The organism is Bradyrhizobium sp. CCBAU 21365, from assembly GCF_015291305.1.
GTDB lineage: Bacteria > Pseudomonadota > Alphaproteobacteria > Rhizobiales > Xanthobacteraceae > Bradyrhizobium > Bradyrhizobium elkanii.
This window is the reverse complement of sequence record NZ_CP030036.1, coordinates 3,924,107-3,945,532: the sequence shown is the minus strand read 5'-3', so window position 1 is coordinate 3,945,532 and position 21,426 is coordinate 3,924,107. Positions and strand designations below refer to the sequence as shown.

Annotated in this window: 19 protein-coding genes; 18 read left to right on the top strand and 1 reads right to left on the bottom strand. The window is 64.5% G+C overall.

Annotation, left to right across the window (positions count from 1 at the left end; translation table 11 throughout):
- Nucleotides 1-46: 46 nt before the first annotated feature.
- On the bottom strand, nt 47-967 hold the full coding sequence (locus XI02_RS17855) for a LysR substrate-binding domain-containing protein (RefSeq protein WP_018270957.1): 921 nt from the start codon (nt 965-967) through the stop codon (nt 47-49).
- Between the two features lie 100 nt (nt 968-1,067).
- Here XI02_RS17855 and XI02_RS17850 point away from each other — a divergent pair, with 100 nt between their 5' ends.
- The 18 genes from XI02_RS17850 to XI02_RS17765 all read left to right on the top strand — a co-directional run bounded on the left by XI02_RS17850 (nt 1,068) and on the right by XI02_RS17765 (nt 21,413).
- Nucleotides 1,068-1,841, top strand: a complete 774-nt coding sequence (locus tag XI02_RS17850) for an ABC transporter ATP-binding protein (RefSeq protein ID WP_018270956.1) — start codon at nt 1,068-1,070, stop codon at nt 1,839-1,841.
- Entirely contained in the window at nt 1,838-2,560 is a 723-nt protein-coding gene (locus tag XI02_RS17845; protein ID WP_016846058.1) for an ABC transporter ATP-binding protein, read from the top strand. Before XI02_RS17850 ends, XI02_RS17845 begins: the two co-directional genes overlap by 4 nt.
- A 1-nt stretch (nt 2,561) precedes the next feature.
- Nucleotides 2,562-3,476 carry a branched-chain amino acid ABC transporter permease gene (locus XI02_RS17840; protein ID WP_018270955.1) on the top strand — a complete coding sequence of 305 codons (915 nt, stop codon included), beginning with the start codon at nt 2,562-2,564 and terminating at the stop codon, nt 3,474-3,476.
- A 3-nt stretch (nt 3,477-3,479) separates the two neighbouring features.
- Nucleotides 3,480-4,553 (top strand): branched-chain amino acid ABC transporter permease, encoded by a 1,074-nt coding sequence (locus tag XI02_RS17835; RefSeq protein ID WP_018270954.1) that lies wholly within the window; start codon nt 3,480-3,482, stop codon nt 4,551-4,553.
- A gap of 31 nt (nt 4,554-4,584) precedes the next feature.
- On the top strand, nt 4,585-5,772 hold the full coding sequence (locus tag XI02_RS17830; protein ID WP_026192587.1) for an ABC transporter substrate-binding protein: 1,188 nt from the start codon (nt 4,585-4,587) through the stop codon (nt 5,770-5,772).
- Nucleotides 5,773-5,862: 90 nt separating this feature from the next.
- Entirely contained in the window at nt 5,863-6,591 is a 729-nt protein-coding gene (gene pxpA, locus XI02_RS17825) for a 5-oxoprolinase subunit PxpA (RefSeq protein ID WP_018270952.1), read from the top strand.
- A gap of 38 nt (nt 6,592-6,629) precedes the next feature.
- Entirely contained in the window at nt 6,630-6,872 is a 243-nt protein-coding gene (locus XI02_RS17820) for an acetyl-CoA carboxylase (protein WP_018270951.1), read from the top strand.
- Between the two features lie 16 nt (nt 6,873-6,888).
- Nucleotides 6,889-8,289 (top strand): acetyl-CoA carboxylase biotin carboxylase subunit, encoded by a 1,401-nt coding sequence (locus XI02_RS17815; RefSeq protein ID WP_018270950.1) that lies wholly within the window; start codon nt 6,889-6,891, stop codon nt 8,287-8,289.
- Nucleotides 8,290-8,331: 42 nt separating this feature from the next.
- Nucleotides 8,332-9,207 carry an allophanate hydrolase subunit 1 gene (locus tag XI02_RS17810; RefSeq protein WP_018270949.1) on the top strand — a complete coding sequence of 292 codons (876 nt, stop codon included), beginning with the start codon at nt 8,332-8,334 and terminating at the stop codon, nt 9,205-9,207.
- Nucleotides 9,197-10,174 carry a biotin-dependent carboxyltransferase family protein gene (locus XI02_RS17805; RefSeq protein ID WP_016846050.1) on the top strand — a complete coding sequence of 326 codons (978 nt, stop codon included), beginning with the start codon at nt 9,197-9,199 and terminating at the stop codon, nt 10,172-10,174. The genes XI02_RS17810 and XI02_RS17805 overlap by 11 nt, the downstream gene beginning before the upstream one ends.
- A gap of 217 nt (nt 10,175-10,391) precedes the next feature.
- Nucleotides 10,392-11,357, top strand: a complete 966-nt coding sequence (locus tag XI02_RS17800) for a LysR family transcriptional regulator (protein ID WP_018270947.1) — start codon at nt 10,392-10,394, stop codon at nt 11,355-11,357.
- Between the two features lie 105 nt (nt 11,358-11,462).
- Complete coding sequence (locus tag XI02_RS17795; protein ID WP_041482633.1) at nt 11,463-12,422, top strand: helix-turn-helix domain-containing protein; 960 nt, start codon at nt 11,463-11,465, stop codon at nt 12,420-12,422.
- A 165-nt stretch (nt 12,423-12,587) separates the two neighbouring features.
- A complete protein-coding gene (locus tag XI02_RS17790; RefSeq protein WP_018270945.1) occupies nt 12,588-14,615 on the top strand; it encodes a hydantoinase/oxoprolinase family protein in 2,028 nt (675 codons plus the stop codon).
- Nucleotides 14,616-14,618: 3 nt separating this feature from the next.
- A complete protein-coding gene (locus XI02_RS17785; protein WP_194483465.1) occupies nt 14,619-16,580 on the top strand; it encodes a hydantoinase B/oxoprolinase family protein in 1,962 nt (653 codons plus the stop codon).
- Nucleotides 16,581-16,682: 102 nt separating this feature from the next.
- The gene (torT, locus tag XI02_RS17780) at nt 16,683-17,783 is read left to right on the top strand and encodes a TMAO reductase system periplasmic protein TorT (RefSeq protein WP_018270943.1); all 1,101 of its coding nucleotides are present in this window, start codon (nt 16,683-16,685) and stop codon (nt 17,781-17,783) included.
- A gap of 72 nt (nt 17,784-17,855) precedes the next feature.
- A complete protein-coding gene (locus tag XI02_RS17775) occupies nt 17,856-19,394 on the top strand; it encodes a sugar ABC transporter ATP-binding protein (RefSeq protein WP_018270942.1) in 1,539 nt (512 codons plus the stop codon).
- The gene (locus XI02_RS17770; RefSeq protein ID WP_172648070.1) at nt 19,391-20,407 is read left to right on the top strand and encodes an ABC transporter permease; all 1,017 of its coding nucleotides are present in this window, start codon (nt 19,391-19,393) and stop codon (nt 20,405-20,407) included. The genes XI02_RS17775 and XI02_RS17770 overlap by 4 nt, the downstream gene beginning before the upstream one ends.
- Nucleotides 20,400-21,413, top strand: coding sequence for an ABC transporter permease (locus XI02_RS17765; RefSeq protein ID WP_018270940.1), 1,014 nt, complete (start codon nt 20,400-20,402; stop codon nt 21,411-21,413). The genes XI02_RS17770 and XI02_RS17765 overlap by 8 nt, the downstream gene beginning before the upstream one ends.
- The last annotated feature ends 13 nt before the right edge of the window (nt 21,414-21,426 follow it).

Below are 21,426 nucleotides of genomic sequence, written 5' to 3'. Positions count from 1 at the left end.
GACGCTGAGGCAGACGCTCAAGCCTGTCCTTGGCAGGGCAAGTTCGCTATTCAAATTGGACCGGCTCGGATCCGGGATAGGAATGAGCAACGAACTCGCAGAACGCGCGAGCCGCCGGAGAAAGCTTCGTCTTGTCCTTCCAGGCAAGCCCGACATCCATGGTGTGGACATCGTCATCGAGCGTCTTGAGATCGATGCGATGTCCTTCGAGCGACCAAGGACGGTAGACCATGTCGGACAGGATTGTAATTCCCATGCCGGTTGCGACCATGCTGCGAACCGCCTCGACCGACAGGGTCCGGAAGATGACGTTCGGCACGTACGCGGTATGCTGCCAGTAACGCATCGCGGAGCGTTCGGCTTCATCGACGGTCAACATCAGATAGGGCTCGCTCGCCAGGTCCGCCAGCTTGATGCTGTCCTTGCGAAGCAGCGGATGATTGACGCAAGTCCACAAGCGACGCGGCGAGCGCAACAAGAGCCGCGAGCGAATGGAGTGCCGGTCATGCAAGTTCGCAACCAGCATGATGGCCGCATCGACGCTACCACTGATCAAGCTCTGCTCGATCGCGTCACGCGAAAACTCGTGGAGACGCACCGTGATGCCCGGGAATGATCGCCAGAAGCGCGACAACAAGGGCGGCAGGAAATATCCGGCGATGGTGTAGCTGACGGCGACATCGACGGTGCCGTCGACCTGCATTCCCCAGCGATGCGGCCCGCGTATGGCATCCGACACGCTGGCCTCGATGGCGCGGGCACGCTGCAAGAACTCCCGTCCGTCAAAGGTCAGCGTCACGCCGTTCGAGTGACGGTCGAACAGCTTGTGGCCGAGCTCGGCCTCGAGCGCCTTGATGGACGCGGTGACCGCAGACTGCGTCACGCTGAGCGCCGCCGCAGCGGCCGAAACGCGCCCGGTCTCGGCGGTTGCAATGAAATGCCGAACCTGACGGAACGTCAGAGACATAAAAATTTCCGATATCAGCGAACGATATTTCGAATTTTACAATCCCCCGGCGGACCGGAAAAATCAATCCATCGGTTCGCGAGTGAGAGGCATTGAGGTCATGTCCGATGGTTTCGAGTTGGTCGCTCGCGATATCAGCGTCCAATTCGAAGGCCTGAAGGCACTGTCCAACGTGACCTTGGCCGTACCGCGGGGACGTATCGTCGGACTGATCGGTCCGAATGGAGCCGGCAAGACCACTCTTATTAATGTGCTCACGGGTTTCCAGCCGGTTGGCGCCGGAACCGTGGAACTGGAGGACGAGACGCTGAGTGGCATTGCAGCGCACAAGCTGCGCCGCAAAGGCGTAGCGCGAACCTTCCAGTCGGGCCGGCTTTTCCGCGACCTGCCGGTGATGGACAACCTTGAGGTCACCGGCGTCGGCCTGGGCCAATCCCGTCCGGAGGCGATCGGTGAAGCCGAGCGCGTCATGGCCTGGCTCGGCATTTCGCATCTGTCCAACACGATCGCCGGCGCCCTGCCCTATACCGACGAGCGCCGCGTCGCGATCGGCCGCGCCATCATGTGCACACCGCGCTATCTGCTGCTCGACGAACCGGCGGCTGGAATGTCGGAGCATGAAAGCCACGAGCTTGCCGCCATCATCCGGCGGATCGCCGGCGAGCTCAATGTCGGGGTGCTGCTGATCGAGCACAATATCGGCCTCGTGCTCGAGCTCTGCGAGCGCATCTACGTGCTCGATTCCGGCGAGGTCATCGAAGTCGGCCCGCCCGCTCAGATCCGTGACAGCGATGCGGTGCGGCACGCCTATATGGGTACGCAGCGCGACGAGCCGCTTCCGCCGGTCGCCGCCGAAGAGGCCGTCGCGTCATGACGCTGCTTGCCGTCGACGACATCACGGTCAGCTACGGGCGCCTGACGGCTCTCCGCGGCCTGACGCTGAAGATCGATAAAGGCGAAATCCTGTTCGTGACCGGCCCGAACGGCGCCGGCAAGTCGACCTTGCTCAACGCCATCGCAGGCGTCGTGCCACCGGGCTCCGGGTCCATCATGATCGATGGCGCCAAGATCACGGGTGCCGCGCCCGAAGACATCGCGCGGCGTGGATTCTCCCTGGTTCCGGAGGGACGCAATGTCTTTGGCGCGCTGACGATCGAGGAGAATCTGAAGGTCGGAACCGGCATGCGCGCCGACCGCAAGAAGATCGCCGACGATCTGGATCAGGTCTACGAGGAATTCCCGATGCTGGCCGAGCGCCGCCACACCCCGGCGGGCATGCTCTCCGGCGGCCAGCAGCAGATGCTCGTCATCGGCCGCGCCTTGATGGCCGCGCCCCGCATCATGGCGATCGACGAGCCGTCGCTAGGCCTTGCGCCAAAGATCATCGACCAGGTCTACGAGATCCTGGTGCGGCTGCGGACGCAGCGCAAGCTCACCCTCCTGATCGTCGAGCAGAGCTCGACACGCGCCATGATGACGGGCGGACGGATGGTCCTGATCCGCGGCGGTCGCATCGTGCTCGAGGGCCCTGCGGCCGACATGGTCAGGGATGATCGTCTGAAGCAGTCCTATTTCGGCTTCGGAGATCATTGAGATGCGCGAGCTGCTGCAGATCATCTTCGATGCCCTCAGCCTCGGCAGCCTCTACGCCCTTGGTGCGCTCGGCATCGCTCTGATCTTCGGCGTGATGCGGCTCGTCAACTTCGCCCACGGCGATTTCATCGCGTTTTGCGTCTTTGCCATGCTGTGGCCGTCGATCGATGCGGCGGCGATCGTCTTTGCCGGGCAGCTGCCGTTCTATCTGTTGATCCCGCTGCTGCTCTTGATCGGAGCCGCGCTGTCGATCCTGTCGGAGATCGTCGTGTTCCGCCGCTTCCGCAATGCCAATCCGGCGACGATGATGATCGCTTCCTTCGCGCTCGGCTTCGTGATCCGGCATCTCCTGCTGATGCTGTTTTCCAGCCGGCCGAAGTCGATCACGCTGTGGTCGAGCCTCGGCCTGCCGGTCGAACTGCTGGGCGCTCACATCCCGATGCTCCAGGTCGTGACCATCATCATCACGCTGGCCGTGCTGGTGGTCCTCGTCCTGTTCCTCAAGCGCACGCGCTACGGGCTCGAGATGCGCGCGGCCGCCGACAATTTCACCATGGCGCGCATGCTCGGGGTCCGCGCCAACGGCGTGATCCTGCTGGCCTTCGCCATCAGCGGCATGCTTGCGGCGGCGATCGGCCTGATCCTGGCGACCAATTCCGGCACCGCCGACATCGGCATGGGCGCCAACGTGATGCTGATCGCGTTCATCGCGACCGTGATCGGCGGCCTCGGCAGCATTCCCGGCGCCGTTGCCGCCGGCTTCCTGATCGGTGCGGCCAGCGTCGTGTTCCAGGCGACCCTGCCACACGACGCCAGGGTATTCCGCGACGCCTTCGTCTACAGCGCCGTCATCGTCGTCCTTCTGGTGCGGCCGCAGGGCCTGTTCGCACCGAAATCCGCCAAGCAGAGGGTCTGATCGATGTCGCAGCGGCCGTCCGTCATCCGGCAAACGATCATCACGCCGATCGTGCTGATCGTGGCGCTGCTCATCATGGCCGCCCTCTCCTATCAATTCGGCAGCCGGGCCTTCAACCGCACCGTGGTCGAGATGTTCATCAACATCATGGTGGTGGTCGGGCTCTACGTCTTCGTCGGCAATTCGGGCCTGCTGTCGTTCGGCCATATCAGCTTCATGTGCCTCGGCGCCTACATGACCGCCTGGCTCACGATTCCGCCGGTGATGAAGTCGATCACGCTCAAGGGGTTGCCGGCGTGGCTGCTCCACGCGCAACTGCCGATGTGGGTGGCGACGCCGATATCCGGCCTGTTTGCGGCACTGTTCGCGCTGATCGTCGGCCGCGTCATCATGCGCCTGTCGGGCATCGCCGCCTCGATTGCGACCTTCGGCCTGCTCGGCGTCATCAACAATGTCTATTCGAACTGGGATTCGGTGACGGGCGGACAGGGTTCGATCGTCGGCATTCCGCCCACCATGAATGTCTGGACCGGATGGATCGGCGGCGCCGTGGCCATCGCGATCGCCTATCTCTACTCGATCTCGCGCTCCGGACTGGCACTTCGCGCCACGCGAGACGAAGCGGTCGCGGCCAGCGCCTCCGGCATCGATATCGTCCGCGAACGGCTGATCGCCTTCGTCGTCAGCGCCTTCATCATCGGGCTCGCCGGCGCGCTGTACGCGCACTTCCTGAGCATCGTCAATCCCGGCGCATTCTATCTGCGGACGACGTTCATCACGCTGTCGATGCTGGTGGTCGGCGGCATGTACAGCCTCAGCGGAGCCGTCTCCGGCGTGGTCGCGATATCCGTGCTGATCGAGCTGTTCCGCAATCTCGAGAAGGGCATCAGCCTCGGCGGTCACACCGTCGGCCTGCCGAACGGTGTTCAGGAGATCGCGATCGGCATCATCACCATCGCGATCCTGATGTATTTGCCGACGGGACTGACCCGCAACCAGGAATTCTGCTGGCGTCGATGGCCGTTGCAGCGCCGCCTGGCGCCACCGGTCCAGACCGCTCTGAAGGAACTGCACTGACGCTCGTTTGTACAATTGGAGGAGTGGGGTTATGCGCTTTACGACATTACTCAGCATCTTGGCCGGAGCATCCGCGCTCTGGTTCACACCGGCCCGGGCAGCCAACGAGATCGTTGTTGGATTTGCGACCGCGGCATCCGGATTCATGCAGGCCTATGACAAGCCGGCGCAGGACGCGGCGCTGATCCGCATCGAGGAGATCAACAAGGCCGGCGGCCTGCTCGGCAAGAAGATCAAGCCCGTCTTTGCCGACACCAAGACCGATCAGGCCGAGGGTGCCAAGGCCGGCCTTGCGGTGCTCGACCAGGGTGCCGACCTCGTCATCGTCTCCTGCGACTACGATTTCGGCGCGCCCGCGGCGCTGCAGGCGCAGGCTGCAGGCAAGGTTTCCTTCTTCCTCTGCGCCGAATCGATCAAGGCCGGCATCCCCGGCGTCGGCCCGTTCTCGTTCTCGGCCTCGGTGCTGGCACCGGTGCAGGGAGCGACCATGTCGGAATGGGCTTACACCAAGAAGAACGCACGCAGCTTCTACCGGCTGCTCGACAGCTGGACCGTCTACAACAAGGGCATCTGCGACGGCTTCGACTGGATGCTGCCGCGCCTGAAGGAGGCCAAGCTGGTCGGCAGCGACACCTTCAAGAACGACGATGCCTCGATCGCCTCGCAGATCACGCGCATCAAGAGCCTGCCGAAGGAGCCTGACGCCATCATGCTCTGCACGATGATGCCGGGCGCTGTCTCCGCCATCAAGCAGATCCGTGCCGCCGGCATCAAGTCGATGATCCTCAACGGGTCGGGTGTCGACGGCAGCTACTGGATGAACGCAGTTCCTGACCTCTCGAACTTCTACGTCCCGGTGCAGGGCTCGGTCTATGGCGACGATCCGAACCCAAAGGTCAACGAGTTCAACAAGAAGTACAAGGAGATCACCGGCGGTGACCCCTCCAGCCAGTACGTCTATCCGGGCTACGTCCTGATCGACGTCTGGGCCAAGGCGGTCGAACGCGCCAAATCGACCGATGCGGCAGCCGTCGTGGCCGAGCTCGAAAAGATGAACAGCGAGCCCACGCTGTTCGGGCCGCGCACCTTCACCAAGGACATCCACCACCAGAACCAGGGTCGTTACCTGATCGTCGACACTGAGGCCGGCAAGCCGCAGGTGATCGATCAGTGGACGATCTCGGAAAAGATCCCGCTCGACTATCTGGTGTCCAAGTAACCCGGCAATGCGCCGCCCTGGGTGCGCCAGTCATACGCCGGGGCGGCCTTCGCCGGTCATATGCAAAGCCAGTTGGAAGGAAATCAGGAGATGGTCGTGATCAACTGCGACATGGGCGAGGCCTACGGCCTCTACAAGATGGGCGACGACAAGGCATTGATGCCTCATATCGACGTCGCGAACGTCGCCTGCGGCTTTCATGCCTCCGACTTCAATCACATGCGCAAGACCGTGCAGCTCGCCAAGCAATTTGGCGTCAAGGTCGGGGCGCACCCGTCGCTGCCCGATCTGCAGGGATTTGGTCGCCGGGAGATGAAGATCGACCGCGAGGAGCTGGCCAATTGCCTGCTCTACCAGATCGGCGCGCTCAAGGCCTTCCTGGATGCCGAAGGCATGGCACTCAATCACATCAAGCCGCACGGCGCACTTTACGGCATGGCATCGCGTAGCGAGGAGATCGCCGAAGCCGTGGCTGATGCCGCTGACGTCTACAAGGTGCCGCTGCTCGGCATGAAGGGAACGCTGCACCAGAAGGTCTACGAGCGGCGCGGTCATGCCTTCGTCGCCGAATACTATGCCGACCTCGACTACAATGCCGACGGCAGCCTGATCATCACCCGCGAGCACGAGGCGAAGGATCCGGCCGACGCCGCCACAAGGTGCGCAAGGGCGGTCAATGAAGGCAAGACGCGCACGGTGGCGGGAAACGACATCGTGGTCGGCTCCGATTCGATCTGCATCCACTCCGACACGCCGAACGCCGTCGCCATCGCCGAGGCCGTCCGCGAGGCGGTACGCCCCTATCTCACCGCGCGCTGAACCGTCGCGGCAACGAACCAATACACCACGAGGAAACAATGGCAACGCAGCAGATCTTCTCGCCGCTCCCAGGCATCTTTTATCGCAAGCCCGCGCCCGACAAGCCGGTCTACAAGAACGACGGCGACGCCGTCGCCGAGAGCGACACGATCGGGCTTATCGAGGTGATGAAATCGTTCAACGAAGTGAAAGCCGGCATCGCCGGCAAGATCGTCCGCTTCCTGGCCGAGAATGAAGATGCCGTGATGGCCGGCCAGCCGATCGCCGAAATCGACGTTTAGGGCTCTCTGACCAGCCATGGCGATCAAGAAGCTCCTCATAGCCAATCGCGGCGAGATCGCGGTGCGCATCATTCGCGCGGCGCGCGATCTCGGCATTGCAACCGTGCAGGTCTACAGCAAGGCCGATCAGGACTCGCTTGCGGTCAGGCTCGCCGACGAAGCGGTCGATATCGGCCCGCCGCAGGCGTCGAAATCCTATCTCAACCAGGCGGCCATCCTCGCCGCGGCGCGGAGCACTGGCGCCGACGCCATCCATCCCGGCTACGGCTTCCTGGCCGAGAACGCCGAGTTCGCCGCCGCTGTCGAAGCGGCGGGATTGATCTTTGTCGGCCCGACCGCGCGATCGATCCGGCTGATGGGCGACAAGGTTGCGGCACGCGAGGCCGCCGCCGCGACCGGCGTGCCGACCGTCCCCGGCAGCCAGGGGCGGCTGGAGTCGGCGGAAGCGGCCTTCGCGCTGGTCGAGAAAACCGGCTTCCCCGTGATGATCAAGGCCGCCGCCGGAGGTGGCGGACGCGGCATCCGCATCGCGCGGTCGCCTGAGGAGTTTCAACACCTGATGCCGCAGGCACAAGCCGAGGCGCTCGCGGCCTTTGGCGACGGCGGACTTTACGTCGAAAAGCTGATCGAAGGCGCGCGGCATATCGAGGTGCAGGTGCTCGGCGACGGACGCGACGTGATCCATTGCTTCGAACGCGAATGCTCGTTGCAGCGCCGCCGCCAGAAGGTGTGGGAAGAAGCCCCCTCGCCCTCCCTCACCCAGGCCGTGCGGGAGAGACTCTGCAGCTCGGCCGTGGCACTCGCCAGAGCGGTCAACTATCGCGGCGCCGGAACGCTCGAATATCTCTACGACGACGCCACCGGCGAATTCTACTTCCTGGAGATGAACACCCGCATCCAGGTCGAGCACCCGGTCACGGAAATGATCACGGGCATCGACCTCGTCCGCGAGATGATCCAGATCGCCGGCGGCGAACGCTTGCGCATCAGCCAGAACGAGATGCGCGTCAGCGGCCATTCGATCGAGGTCCGGATCAACGCCGAGGATCCCGCCAGAAACTTCCTGCCGAACCCGGGCACGGTGAGCGCGCTCAGCCTGCCCGTCGGCGACGGCGTTCGCTTCGACAGCATGCTCTATCAGGGCTACACGGTGCCTCCCTTCTACGACAGCCTGCTCGGCAAGCTGATCGTGCACGACAAGGATCGGCCGAGCGCCATGAAGAAGCTCGAGCGCGCGCTTGCCGAGCTCACCGTCGGAGGCATCTTTACGACCAAGCCTCTGCACCAGGCGCTGGCGCGCGACGCCGACGTGAAGGCCGGACGCTTCCATACGGCATGGCTCGAACCATGGCTTGAGTCCCATGCCGCCGCTCTTGCCACCGCTCAGCCGCCATCAGCTGCGAAGGTCGCCTCATGATGGCAAGAGAATCCGCCCCGTCAGCAACAGGAGGCCGCTAGCATGCAAACTCGATTTTCCTTCGGCGGCGATGAGCACATTTTCGCCGAGGTCGGCGAGGCAATGTCGCTCGAGGCCTTTTTCAAGAGCCTGTTCATCACCAATGCGGTGCGCGACGCCAGAGTCAAGGGCGTCACCGAGATCTGCCCGGCGAACGCGTCCTATCAGGTCAAGTTCGATCCGGATCGGATCAAGCCGGACGATCTCCTCGCCGAGCTGAAGCGGCTGGATTCCGCGTCCGAGAAATCGGAACCGGTGATCAAGACGCGGATCATCGAGATTCCCGTGCTCTACAACGATCCCTGGACCCATGAGACCTTGATGCGCTTCCGCGAGCGTCACCAGAATCCTGATGGCACCGACCTCGAATACGCCGCGCGGATCAACGGCCTCGACAGCGTCGATGCCTTCATCAAGGCGCATTCCAGCGCGCCCTGGTTCGTCTCGATGGTCGGCTTCGTCGCCGGCCTGCCCTTCCTCTACCAGATGGTCGAGCGCAAGCGGCAGCTTCAGGCCCCGAAATATCTGCGCCCGCGCACGGACACGCCGAAGCTCACCGTCGGGCATGGCGGCTGTTTCAGCTGCATCTATTCGGTGCGCGGCGCCGGCGGCTATCAGATGTTCGGCATCACGCCGATGCCGATCTATGATCCGAACCAGACCATCAGCTATTTGCGCGACTTCATGTGCCTGTTCAAACCGGGCGACATCGTGAAATGGAAACCGATCGACCGGGCAGCCTATGACGCTGCGGTCGCCGACGTCGACGCCGGCCGATTTGCGCCCGTGATCCGCGACGTCTCGTTCTCGCTGACCGAGTTCAACCGCGACATTGATGGCTACAACAGCAAGCTCGATGGAGTTCTCCATGGCCGTTAGGGTTTTGAAGCCGGGTCTTGCGACCACCGTCCAGGACCTCGGACGTCCCGGCTATTATCACATCGGCATCCCGCTCTCCGGCGGCATGGACCGTCACGCGCTGGTCGCCGCAAATCTGCTCGTCGGCAATGATGCAGGCGCAGCCGTGCTCGAAGCGGTGTTCATGGGGCCCGAGCTCGAATTCACCGAGGACGCCACGGTCGCCGTCACCGGCGCGGAGCTGCCGCCGAAGCTCGACGGCGAGCCGCGCGAGACCTGGACCAGCTTCAAGGTGAAGCGCGGCCAGATTCTCTCCTTCGACTTCCTCAAGCGAGGCGCACGCGGCTACATCGCGGTCGCCGGTGGCATCGATGTGCCGGTGGTGCTCGGCTCGCGATCGACCTACGCACTCGGCGCGCTCGGCGGCTTCAAGGGCCGCAAGCTCGAGGCCGGCGACGAATTGCCGGTCGGCCACGCCAGCGTGACGGTCAAGGACGGCCGCACCGTCGCCAGCGATTTGCGCGGGCACCCGGCGGGAATGCCGACGGAGCTGCGCGCCATGCCCGGCCTCTATTGGCACCGGATCACCGAGGCCGCCGGCAACGGGTTCTTCTCCGACACCTGGAAGGTCGCGCCGGAAGCGGACCGGATCGGCTACCGCTTCAAGGGTGGCAAGCCGCTCGAGTTCGTTCCGCGCGAACCGCCGTTCGGCGCCGGCTCCGATCCGTCCAACATCACCGATGCCTGCTATCCCTACGGCTCGATCCAGGTTCCCGGCGGCACCGAGCCGATCGTGCTGCATCGCGACGCCGTATCCGGCGGCGGCTACTTCATGGTCGGCACCGTGATCGCCGCGGACATGGATCTGATCGGCCAGCTGCAGCCCAACACGCCGGTGAAGTTCGTCAAGGTCGACATGAATCAGGCGCTTGCGGCACGCAAGAGCCGGACCGAGCTGCTGGGCAAGCTTCGCAGCGCCATGGCGTAATCGCCAGGAGCTCGCCGCATCTGCTAACGGACCTCGGCCGTCGGCGCCGACGCAATCGCGCATGGTCAAGCCTAAACCTGTGGCTGTCGGTTGCGCGCTCGCACATCTGAGGTCGGTACCACGGCGTGCTGTCCTCCGGGCGGCACGAGAGTTGCAGCGGAAACCTCCGGGCTGAGAAACACTGCTCATGAGTTATGCAAACATCGGAACAACCGCGATGTCCGTTTCTCTGAAACAGATCCGCTACTTCGTCGCCGCCGCCGAGACCGGGCGGATCAGCCAGGCGGCCATCGATCTCAACGTCTCGCAATCCGCGGTCACCGCGGCGATCCAGCAGCTCGAGGCCACCGTCTGCGCCCGCTTGCTGGAGCGCGCGCCGAACGGCGTAACCGTCACCATGGAGGGCAGCCGCTTCCTCTCCCAGGGCCGTCAAATCCTCGCCGCCGTCGCCGAGGCGGTGCGCGACACGCAGATGTCCGCCGGCCCTCTGTTCGGGACGGTCCGCGTCGGCGTCACCTACACCGTGTCGGGCTACTTCCTGCCGCGTCATCAGATGCGCTTCAAGGCGAGTTTCCCCGGAATCACGATCGAGCTGTTCGAGGCGCCGCGCGACGTGCTCGAGCGCGCACTCGTCGATGGTGCGCTCGACCTCGCGGTGATGCTGGTCTCGAACCTGCGCGACAACGCCATGCTCACCAGCGAGACCTTGCTGCGATCGCCGCGCCGGCTGTGGCTTGCGCCCGAGCATCCCCTGACCCGTGCCGAGCGGGTCCACCTCGCTGACATCGCGACCTATCCCTACGTCATGCTCACGGTCGACGAGGCCAAGCACACGTCGATGCGCTATTGGAACAACGCCTCACTCGAACCGAAGACGGTGTTCCGCACCTCCTCGGTCGAAGCCGTCCGCTCCATGGTCGCCGGCGGCATGGGAATCGCCATTCTGTCCGACCTGATCTACCGGCCGTGGTCGCTGGAGGGGCAGCGGATCGAGACCCGCGTCATCGAGGACGAGGTGCCCAGCATGGACATCGGTCTTGCCTGGCGTCGCGACACCAAGCCATCGGAGGCTGCCATGGCTTTCCGCGATTTCATGCGCTTTGCGGTTGCCGGCGTCGGGCCGGCCAGGCCCCCCGTCCACGTCGATCACCGGCACCAGGCCGAAGAGGCCATCGAAATCTAGAATATCAGTTTCCGTTTTATTCGACTTGACGCCGTCCGGCTGTCCTCGCCAAACTTTATCCGGGGACACGACGACCGGAGGCACAGCCGGCGGCGGGAGTGAGACATGCAAGTCACGTACACGACCAACGACATCCCGTTGCAGACCCGCCGCCAGTACTGGCAGGAGGTCGTTTCGAAGACCTATTACTCGCTCGACCTGCGCTTCCCGAGCACGCGCGACTTCAATGCGCGCCTCGGCGCCTGGTCGATGGGCCCTGTCTCGGTGTCCCGCAACATTGCCAACGGCCTGCTGTACAAGCGGCACGAGCGGCATCTCCTGAGCGAGCGGGAAGAGTCATTCCTGATCACGGTGCCCGAGCTCGCCGAAATCCGTTTCGAGCAGGACGGCAAGGTGGTGCATTGCCGGCCGGGCGCATTTCTGATCGAACGTAGCCACCTACCCTACGAGTTCAGCCATCAGGATCCGACGGCGCTGTGGTGTCTGAAGATCCCAAGCGCGGTGCTGCGCGCTCGCATTTCCCGGCCCGAGCGCCTCGCCACGCTGCAGTTCGACGCCAGCCGCAGCGTCGGCGCGCTGTTCGTCGACACGCTGCGCCTGTCCGGTGAACGGATCGAGGAAATGGACGAGACGGCGCGCACGATGATGGGCAAGCACCTGATCGAGCTGCTTGCGATGGCCATTGAATCCGACGACCGTGTGTTGACCGGTCATTCGTCCTCCGTGCGCAACGGCCATTTGCTGCGTTGCGAGCAGTTAATCCGCGCCCGCCTCGACGATATGCGGCTCACGCCGCAGATGATCGCCGACGGCTGCGGCATCTCGCTGCGCTATTTGCACCAGATCTTCGAGGGCGAAGGTCTGACCGTCTGCGCCTACATCCGCAACCAGCGCCTTTCAATGTGCGACGCCCTGCTGCGCGATGCGAACTGCCGCAAGAGCATTTCGGAAATCGCCTATCAATGGGGCTTTGCCGACCAGGCGCAGTTCAGCCGCAACTATCGCAGCCGGTTCGGATGCACCCCGAGCGAGGCGCGCGCCATTTCGCGCACAGCCAACTCCTGAAGACTGGCCTGCTGATCGATTCTTAGGCACACAGCCGCCGGTCTGGGCATGTATGGGCACCGGCACGGTTCGCTCTCTCGCACAAATCTTCCTGCGCTCAGCGTCAAGAACGGAAGCCGCCGCTCTGCCTAAGATCGGCGAAACGCTCGTTCGAAAGGAAGAGGCATGGCGCAGAACCTTCGTGTGGCCGTCGACGTCGGTGGCACCTTCACCGACATCTGCATCATGGACGAGACGACCGGACTCGTGCGCATCGAGAAGACCTCCTCCACGCGCGATCCGATCGAAGGGATCATGGGCGGCGTATCCAAGGCCGGCATCGACCTGTCGAAAGTGGCGTTGTTCTCGCACGGCACCACGATTGCCACCAACGCGCTGATCACCCGCCGCCTGCCGCGCACCGCGGTGGTCACGACCAAGGGGTTCCGCGACGTCATCGAGATCCGGCGTGCCAACAAGGAAGACCTCTGGGACACCTACAAGGACGTGGTCCGGCCCTATGTGCCACGGCGCGACCGCCTCACCGTGCCCGAGCGCGTCGATGCTGCCGGCACGGTGATCGAACCGCTCGACGTCGAAGCCGCGCGCAGCGTCGCACGCATCCTCAAGCGTCGCGGCGTCGCCGCAGTGGCGGTGTGCTTCATGAACGCCTATCTCAACGGCGCCAATGAGCGCGCGATGCGCGATATTCTGCTGGTCGAGATGCCCGACATTCCGGTCTCGATCTCCTCGCAGGTGCTTCCCGAAATCTTCGAGCACGAGCGATTCTCGACGACGGTCGCCAATGCCGTGGTGAGCCCGGTCGTCGTCAACTACACGAGCCGGCTCGGCGAACGCCTCTCGGACGAGGGCTACACCCGCGATCTTCTGCTGCTGCACACCGGCGGCGGCGTGATGACTCCGGCGAGCGTGAAGGATTTTGCGGCGCGCCTTGCCGGCTCCGGCATCGCCGCCGGCGCCATCGCCAGCCGCCATATCGCCGGTCTTTGCGGTTTCCCCAATTCGATCGGCCTCGACATGGGCGGCACGTCGACCGACGTTTCGCTGGCCTATGAGGGCCAGTCGCGGATCACCAAGGACTGGCACATCGAGTTCGGCTATCCGATCCGCTTCGCATCGATCGAGGTGCTCACCATCGGTGCCGGCGGCGGCTCGCTGGCCTGGACCGATCCGGCCGGCTCGCTGCGCAACGGCCCGCAATCGGCCGGCGCCTATCCGGGACCGGCCTGCTATGGCAACGGCAATGCGCAACCGACCAACACCGATGCCAATGTGACGCTCGGCCGGCTTGGCACCGATCTCGCCGGCGGCAAGGTCAAGCTCGATCCCGAGCTGGCACGGCAAGCGGTCGAGGGCAGCGTCGCCAAGCCGTTCGGCCTCGGCCTGCATGAAGCCGCAGATGCAATCGTCAAGGTCGCCAATGCCAACATGTCGGATGCGGTGCGGCTGATCTCGATCAGTCGCGGCTACGATCCGCGCGATTTTGCGCTGGTGGCATTCGGCGGCGCCGGTGCCCTGCATGGGGTCGACGTCGCTCGCGAGCTGGCGATTCCCGTCGTGATCGTACCGCCCAATCCCGGCGTGACCTCGGCGCTCGGTTGCCTGCTCGTCGACATGCAGCACGATTTTTCGCAAAGCTGCATGGTCGACGCCACCGATGCCGACGCCACCGGGATCGAGGCGCAGTTCGCCGAGCTCGAGAAAGCCGCGCTCGCGCGGTTGACCCATGAGGGCGTCGCGCAGCGGGACATCGTGCTGCAGCGCTCGATCGACATGATGTATCGCGGCCAGTGGCGTTCGCTTGCCGTCAATGCGCCGCGGCCGATCGGCGCGATCGCCGATCTGGTGCAGAGCTTTCATGCCGAGCATCAGCGCGAATACAATTTCCGCCGCGACAGCGCACCGGTCAGCTTCTTCCGTCTCAATCTGAAGGCAGTGGGGGTGGTGCCCAAGGCCGAGTTTGCCGTTCACGCGCCGACCGGCGCTAGCCCCGAGCCGGTCAGCCGCCGCAGGGTCTGGTTCGAGGGCAGCGGGCTCGATACACCCGTCTATCGGCGCGACGACCTGCCCTGCGGCTTCTCCTTTCAAGGCCCCGCGATCATCGAGCAGGTCGATGCCACCACTGTCGTACCGCCCGGCGCCAGCGCCGAGGTCGACAAATATCTCAACATCATCATCCGCGTGAAGGAGTGAACCATGGCCGGAGCTCTCCCGCTCGACCCCGTGACCTTCGAGGTTCTGAAGAACTCCTTCATCACCAGCGTCGACCAGATGGGCGAGCAGGTCTTGAGGACCTGCTACTCCTTCGTCATCTACAATCGTGATTTCTCGAGCGCGCTGCATGACGCCAACGGCGAATGCGCGGCGCAGGGCAACCAGGATATCGCCGTCCACGTCGGCACGCTGCATTTCACCTGCAAGGATGTCATGCGCCATTTCGAAGGCGACATGCATGAGGGCGACGTCTTCGCCATCAACGATCCCTATGCCGGCGGCACGCACTTCTCGGACGTCCGCCTGATCCGTCCGATCTTCGCCGACGGCAAGATCATCGCCTTCAGCCAATCCAACGGACATTGGTCCGACGTCGGCGGCAGCGTGCCGGGATCGTTCGACGTCGCCGCCCGCGAGATGTTCCGCGAGGGTCTGCGCATCACGCCGGTCCGGCTGTTCGACAAGAACGGTTTGCGCAAGGACGTCGCACATCTGATCGCCTCGAATACGCGCGATCCGGCCTCGATCATCGGCGATATCCAGGCACAGGCCGAAGCCACCGCCGTCTGCGAACGCGAGATCCTGCGCTTGGTCGGCAAATATGGCCGTGATACCGTCGAGACCGGGCTTGCCGCCGTGCAGGATTATGTCGAACGTTCCGCGCGCCAGCGCATCGCAGCGCTTCCTGACGGCGAATGGGAGACGGTCGACTTCATCGACCGCGATCCAGCCGGCGGCGAAGGCATGATCCCGATCCGCATCAAGATGACAATCAAGGGCGACCGCGCGATCTACGACTTCACCGGCAGCCATCCGACCATCGGCTCGATCTACAATTCGGCGTTCGGCGCGACCTTTTCCGCCGTCGCGGCCGGCATGAAGACCTTCTTCCCCGACCTGCCGCTCAATTCCGGCTTCTACCGCTGCTTCGAGATCATCGCGCCCGAAGGCTCGCTCGTCGACGCCAAATGGCCGATCGCGGTCACCGGCTTTCTGATGCCGTTCGAGAAGATCATGAACTCGATCTACGAGATGTGGTCGAAGCTGATGCCGGAGCGCGCGCTCGCTTGCGCGTTCAATCTCGAATATCTGCTCACCGGCGGGCTCGATGCCCGCAGCTCCGACAAGCCGATCTTCATGTTCTATGACTGGCTGCCCGGCGGCTGGGGCGGGCGCAACGGCAAGGATGGCAGCAATGTCACGACCGCCTGCTTCGGCACCGGCCTGATGTCGCAGCCGGTCGAGGGCCAGGAGCGCGCCAACCCGATCCTGACCACGGAATGCGAGATCCTCAAGGACTCTCCCGGCCCCGGCAAGTGGCGCGGCGGCGCCGGCGTGGTGAAGACGTCGCGGATGCTTCAGGCCGAGAAAACCGTGATCTCCTATATCTGCGACCGCGAGCGTGCGATCGTGTGGGGCATCGAGGGCGGCCTGCCGTCGATGCCGCACGGCCTGACCCTGAAGCGCGCCGGCAGCACGGCCGAGGAGCGGCTCGGCTCGATCTTCTCGGACGTCCCGATCGGCGAAGGCGACACTTTCTCGCGTCCGACCGCCGGCGGCGGCGGGTTTGGCGATCCGCTGGAGCGCGATCCGAACCTCGTCATCGAGGATATCAAGGACGACTATGTCTCGGTCGAGCGTGCCGCCAAGGACTATGGCGTCGTGGTGCACACCATCGACGCCGAGCTCTGCAACTACGAGGTCGACAGGGTCGCGACCGAGGCGCTCCGCGCGAAGATCCGCTCCGAGCGCGTTGCCAATGTCCGGCTCGATCCGGAGCTGGTGGCGCAACGCTATCGCAGCGGGGCAATCGACGCGCTCGATGCGATCCGCAAGCACGCGGTGATCCTCGATTGGGGCACCGGCGCCCTGCTTCCCGAATCCACGCGCCAGTTCCGCGAAGTGTTCGAGCGGCGCTCGGTCGCAACGTGGAAAGCAGGCTGATTGCCATCGCCGGCCGCGCCGCCGGCAGGCGGCACAGAGCGTTCACGAAAACTGGATCCGACATCGCCCCTCCACTTTCATTCGAGCCATGAGGATTGTGCTATGACGAGTACGACGTGCCTTTCCCCCAATCGAGTTTGGCCGATCCGCCACGCGCTCGGCCTTGCCGCAGGCCTCACCCTTGCCGCTGCGGTCGCGCCGGCCGCGGCCGAGACGCCGTGGTTTCCGATGAAGGTCTACGACGCGTCGTCCGGCACACCGAAGCCGGCCGAGTACACGCCGCTGCCGAAGGCCGAGAAGCCCTACAGGCTCTGTGTGCTGTTTCCGCACATGAAGGACAGTTTCTGGGTCGCCGTCGCCTACGGCATCGTCAAACAGGCCGAGGCGATGAACGTCAACATGAACCTCTACGAGGCCGGAGGTTACGAGAACCTGCCGAAACAGCTGTCGCAATTCGATGACTGCATGGCGAGCGGACCGGATGCCATCATCGTCGGCGCCATCTCCGGCGCAGGCCTCAGCAAGAAGTTCGAGGAAGCCAAGGCCAAGGGCGTGCCGGTCGTGGGCGTCACCAACCCGCTGCCGCCGAACGCGCTGCCCGCGGCCAACTACGTCGACTTCGTCGCCATGGGCGAAGTCACCGGCGCCGGCCTGCTGGCGCAAACCAAGCCCGGCGACAAGCTCAACATCGTGACGTTCCCCGGTCCGGCCGGCTCTGGCTGGGCGGAATCGTTCAACGAAGGCTTCAAGAAGGCTGTTGCCAAGAACCCGAACGCCAAGATTCTGGCCGAGAAATTCGGCGACTCCGGCGTCGCCGTGCAGCTTCAGCTCATTCAGGACGCGTTGCAGGCTTATCCCGGCATGAACGTGATCTGGGGCACCGCCCCCACCGCTGAAGCCGCCATCGGCGCCGTTGCCGAGGCCGGCCGAAGCGACCTGAAGATCGTATCGTCTTACGAAAACCAGGCCATGCTCGACGCGCTCAACCGCGGCGACATCCTCGCCTTCGCAACCCAGTATCCGGTCGGCGAAGGCGCCGTCGCGATCGATCAGGCGGTGCGTCTCATCGAGAAGAAGCCGGTCATGAGCCTTGTCCAGCCGATCGCCGCGGTCATCGACAAGACCACGGTACCGAAATTGCAGATGGACCTCGTGCTGGCGCCGGCGAGTTGGACACCGGTCTATTCGGTCAAGGCAAAGTAAGCCGCTCGCGAATGGTGCCGGGTGGGAGCACCTGCTCCCACCCGTCTTGCTCACGGCCCAACGGAGACGCGGATGGATGTCGAGATCGACCCGAAGCCTGCCGAGCCTCTGCTTCGATTGCGGGGGATATCGAAGCGCTTCACCGGCGTTCGCGCGCTCGACCGGGTCGACCTCGACGTTCGTGCCGGCGAACTTCACGTCCTGTTCGGCGAGAACGGCGCCGGCAAATCGACCCTGATCAATGTCGTCTCGGGAACGTTTCCGCCGGACGAAGGCACGTTCCATTTTGGCGACGAGGAGATCCATCATCTCACGCCGCAGCGAGCCCGCACGATCGGCATCAGCCCGGTCTTTCAGGAGTTCTCGCTTATCCCGAGCCTCACGGTGGAAGAGAACCTGTTCCTTGGCCGCGAGGTCACGCATGGCGGCGTGCTGCGCTCACGCGAGATGCGCAAGCGCGCCAGGGCGCTGATCGACGAGCTCGGCTTCGATCTCGATCCGGCGCAACGGATCGACGACCTCTCCCGCGCGCACCAGCAGATGGCCGAAATCGCCAAGGCCCTGCTCGGCCGCGTCCGCCTTTTGATCCTTGACGAGCCGACCGCCTCATTGACCGAGCGCGAGACCGGACGGCTGTTCGAGCTGATCGCGCGCCTGAAGAGCCAGAATGTCGGGCTGATCTATGTCTCGCATCGCATGCGCGAAATCCGCGCCCTTGCCGACCGTGTGACGGTGCTGCGCGACGGCCGCCACATCCAGACCCTCGACGCCGCCGGCTCGACCGACGGCGAGCTGGTGGAGCTGATGACCGGCCGCAGGATCGACCTGCTGTTCCCGACCATCGCCCACCGGCCTGACAAGGTGATGGTCGACATCGAAAACCTGACGCTCGCGGACGGCAGCGTACAGGAGGTGAATTTCCACGCCCGCGCCGGCGAGATCACCGGCATCGCAGGTCTCGTCGGCTGCGGCAAATCGGAGCTGATCCGCGCGGTCTACGGCATCGAGCCCACGGCATCGGGCGTGATCCGAATCGACGGTCTGCCTTACGAATTCCCGGCCCCCAGGCAAAGCCTCAAGCGCGGCATCGCCTATTTTCCTGCCAACCGAGTTGCTGAAGGGCTCGCGCTATCCCGTCCGATCCGCGAGAACGCATCGATGACGGTGCTCGACCTGCCCGCGTTCGCGCGCTACGGCGTGCTGCGGCAGGCCGCCGAATGCATAACGATCGCGGACATCATGGAGCGGTTGCAGCTGAGGCCGCCGAACATCGAACGGAGCGTCGGAGCGCTGTCCGGCGGCAACCGTCAAAAAGTGATGCTGGCACGCGCGCTCACCCGCGAACTGACCGTGTTCCTGTTCGACGAGCCGAGCGTCGGGATCGACGTCGGCGCCAAGCTCGAGGTCTACCAGTTCATGAAGCGCCTGGTCGAGGCCGGCGCTGCCGTGATCGTGGTGTCGTCGGAATTGCCGGAGGTTCTGGCGCTGTCGAACCGGCTCTACGTCATGCATCACGGCCGCATCGCCGCCGAGCTGAAGGGCGCCGAGAAGACCGAGCAGAACGTGCTGTCGAGCTTCTTCCGCGACCATCTCGCCGCGGAGGTCGCGTGAACACCGCGCTGGTCACCGCGAACCCGCAAGGCGCGATCGGCCTGCGATCGATCGCAGGCCGTGTCGGGTTCCTGCCTGCCCTGCTGGTCTTGCTCGTCGCCGGCATGTCGGCGGTCGATCCGCAATTCTACGGCATCATCAACATCCTCAACATCCTGCGCAACGCATCGCTGCTCGCGATCGTCGCCTGCGGTCAGGCGCTGGTCATCATCGCGGGGGGCTTCGATCTTTCGGTCGGCGCGGTCGTGGCGCTTGCGAGCGTCGTCACCGCCAAGACCATGGCCGCCGCAGCCACCGCGTTTCCCGGCAACAACGCCCTTATCATTGCCAGCGGGATGGCGGCCGGACTCGGCTCCGGAGCCGTGGTCGGGCTCGTCAACGGCTTCTGCGTGGCGAAGCTCAAGGTATCCGGCTTCGTGGTGACCCTGGGCACGATGTCGGCGACCGCGGGCGTCGGCCTGATGATCACCAACGGAATCCCGGTTTACGGCATGCCCGATATCTTCGTGAAGGGCTTTGGCCGCGCCCAGGCGCTCGGCCTGCCGACCGCCGTCCACGTCGCGCTGGTCATCATCATCGTGATGGTGTTTGCGCAGCGGCGCACACTGTTCGGCCGTTACGTCTACGCAATCGGCGGCAATGTCGATGCGGCCATCGTGTCGGGCGTATCGATCCAGCGCCACGTCGTCGGCACTTACGTTGTCTCGAGCATGCTCGCGGCATTGACCGGCATCCTGCTGACCGCGCAGATCGGCTCCGGCCAGGCGAGTTTCGGCGGCGACCGGATGATGCTGCAATCGATCGCGGCCGCCGTGATCGGCGGCGTGAGCTTGCGCGGCGGCGTCGGACGCATCGAAATCGTCGCCATCAGCGCCCTGTTCCTGACCATCCTGGGCAATGCGCTCAACCTCCTGCACGTCGACTCCCGGCTGCAGCCGGTCTTCCTCGGCGTCATCATGGTCGCAGCCGTGGCGCTGGACGAACTCAGCCGACGGAGCAAGGCTCGTGTCTGACCTCGAATTGTCCGTCGCCGCCAAGAACGCGGATCGCTCGAAATTGGCGCCGGGTCGCTGGCTCTGGAGCGCAGCGCTGCCGGTCGCGTTGGTGGCCCTGTTGCTCGGCTTCGCGGCGGTCGACCGCGGCGTGTTGTCGCCGGCCAACCTGCTCAACATCGCGCAGCAGGCCAGCTATCTGGCCCTGTTCGCGATGGCCCAGACCGTGGTGATCCTGACGCGCGGCTTCGACCTCGCACTCGGCCCGACCGTATCGATGGTGAGCGTCGGCACCGCGCTGGCGATGGCCGGCGCCACGGCGTCGGGCCATGGTACAGGCTCCGTGCTGCTCGCCGGGCTAGCTGCCGGTTTCCTGCTCGGCATCGCGTGCGGCCTCTTCAACGGCGTGGTTATTGCGCTGCTCGGGGTCAACCCCTTCGTCGCAACGCTCGGCAGCTACAATATCGCGATCGGAGTTGCGACCACGCTGTCGTCCGGACGGCCCGTGCAAGGCGTTCCGGCGCCGTTCTCGCAGATCTTCTACGGCGGCAGCGTCTTCGGTATCCCGGCGGCCATCGCAATCACGGTCGGGGTCGGCGCCGTGCTCCATTGGACCCTGACACGGACGGTGTTCGGCCGTTCGCTTTACCTCATCGGCACCAACCCGCGCGCAGCGGCGGTCGCCGGCCTGCCGGTCAAGCGCATCCTGATCGCGACCTATGTGCTGTGCTCCGGGCTTGCGGCGCTCGGCGCGATCATGATGACGGCGCGGACCGGATCGGGCGAGCCGAACCTCGGCGGAGCACTTTCACTGCAGGCGATTGCCGGCGCCGTGGTCGGCGGAACAAGCCTGGCGGGCGGGCGCGGTGGGGTCGGAACCGCAGTGCTCGGCGCCCTGTTCATCACCATTTTGTCCAACGGCATGAACCTCACCCGGATCGACGGATACGTCCAGATGGTCGTGCTCGGCGCGATCGTCATCGTCGGCGTTCTGCTCGATCGCCTGCGACTGGAGCGGCGCCAATGATGACGGGTTCTCC

Coding starts and splice junctions, on each gene's coding strand:
- XI02_RS17845 (WP_016846058.1), top strand. CDS start 1,838: ATGACGCTGCTTGCCGTCGACGACATCACGGTCAGCTACGGGCGCCTG.
- XI02_RS17800 (WP_018270947.1), top strand. CDS start 10,392: ATGTCCGTTTCTCTGAAACAGATCCGCTACTTCGTCGCCGCCGCCGAG.
- pxpA (WP_018270952.1), top strand. CDS start 5,863: ATGGTCGTGATCAACTGCGACATGGGCGAGGCCTACGGCCTCTACAAG.
- XI02_RS17785 (WP_194483465.1), top strand. CDS start 14,619: ATGGCCGGAGCTCTCCCGCTCGACCCCGTGACCTTCGAGGTTCTGAAG.
- XI02_RS17775 (WP_018270942.1), top strand. CDS start 17,856: ATGGATGTCGAGATCGACCCGAAGCCTGCCGAGCCTCTGCTTCGATTG.
- XI02_RS17855 (WP_018270957.1), bottom strand. CDS start 967: ATGTCTCTGACGTTCCGTCAGGTTCGGCATTTCATTGCAACCGCCGAG.
- XI02_RS17795 (WP_041482633.1), top strand. CDS start 11,463: ATGCAAGTCACGTACACGACCAACGACATCCCGTTGCAGACCCGCCGC.
- torT (WP_018270943.1), top strand. CDS start 16,683: ATGACGAGTACGACGTGCCTTTCCCCCAATCGAGTTTGGCCGATCCGC.
- XI02_RS17810 (WP_018270949.1), top strand. CDS start 8,332: ATGCAAACTCGATTTTCCTTCGGCGGCGATGAGCACATTTTCGCCGAG.
- XI02_RS17820 (WP_018270951.1), top strand. CDS start 6,630: ATGGCAACGCAGCAGATCTTCTCGCCGCTCCCAGGCATCTTTTATCGC.
- XI02_RS17830 (WP_026192587.1), top strand. CDS start 4,585: ATGCGCTTTACGACATTACTCAGCATCTTGGCCGGAGCATCCGCGCTC.
- XI02_RS17815 (WP_018270950.1), top strand. CDS start 6,889: ATGGCGATCAAGAAGCTCCTCATAGCCAATCGCGGCGAGATCGCGGTG.
- XI02_RS17790 (WP_018270945.1), top strand. CDS start 12,588: ATGGCGCAGAACCTTCGTGTGGCCGTCGACGTCGGTGGCACCTTCACC.
- XI02_RS17805 (WP_016846050.1), top strand. CDS start 9,197: ATGGCCGTTAGGGTTTTGAAGCCGGGTCTTGCGACCACCGTCCAGGAC.
- XI02_RS17840 (WP_018270955.1), top strand. CDS start 2,562: ATGCGCGAGCTGCTGCAGATCATCTTCGATGCCCTCAGCCTCGGCAGC.
- XI02_RS17850 (WP_018270956.1), top strand. CDS start 1,068: ATGTCCGATGGTTTCGAGTTGGTCGCTCGCGATATCAGCGTCCAATTC.
- XI02_RS17835 (WP_018270954.1), top strand. CDS start 3,480: ATGTCGCAGCGGCCGTCCGTCATCCGGCAAACGATCATCACGCCGATC.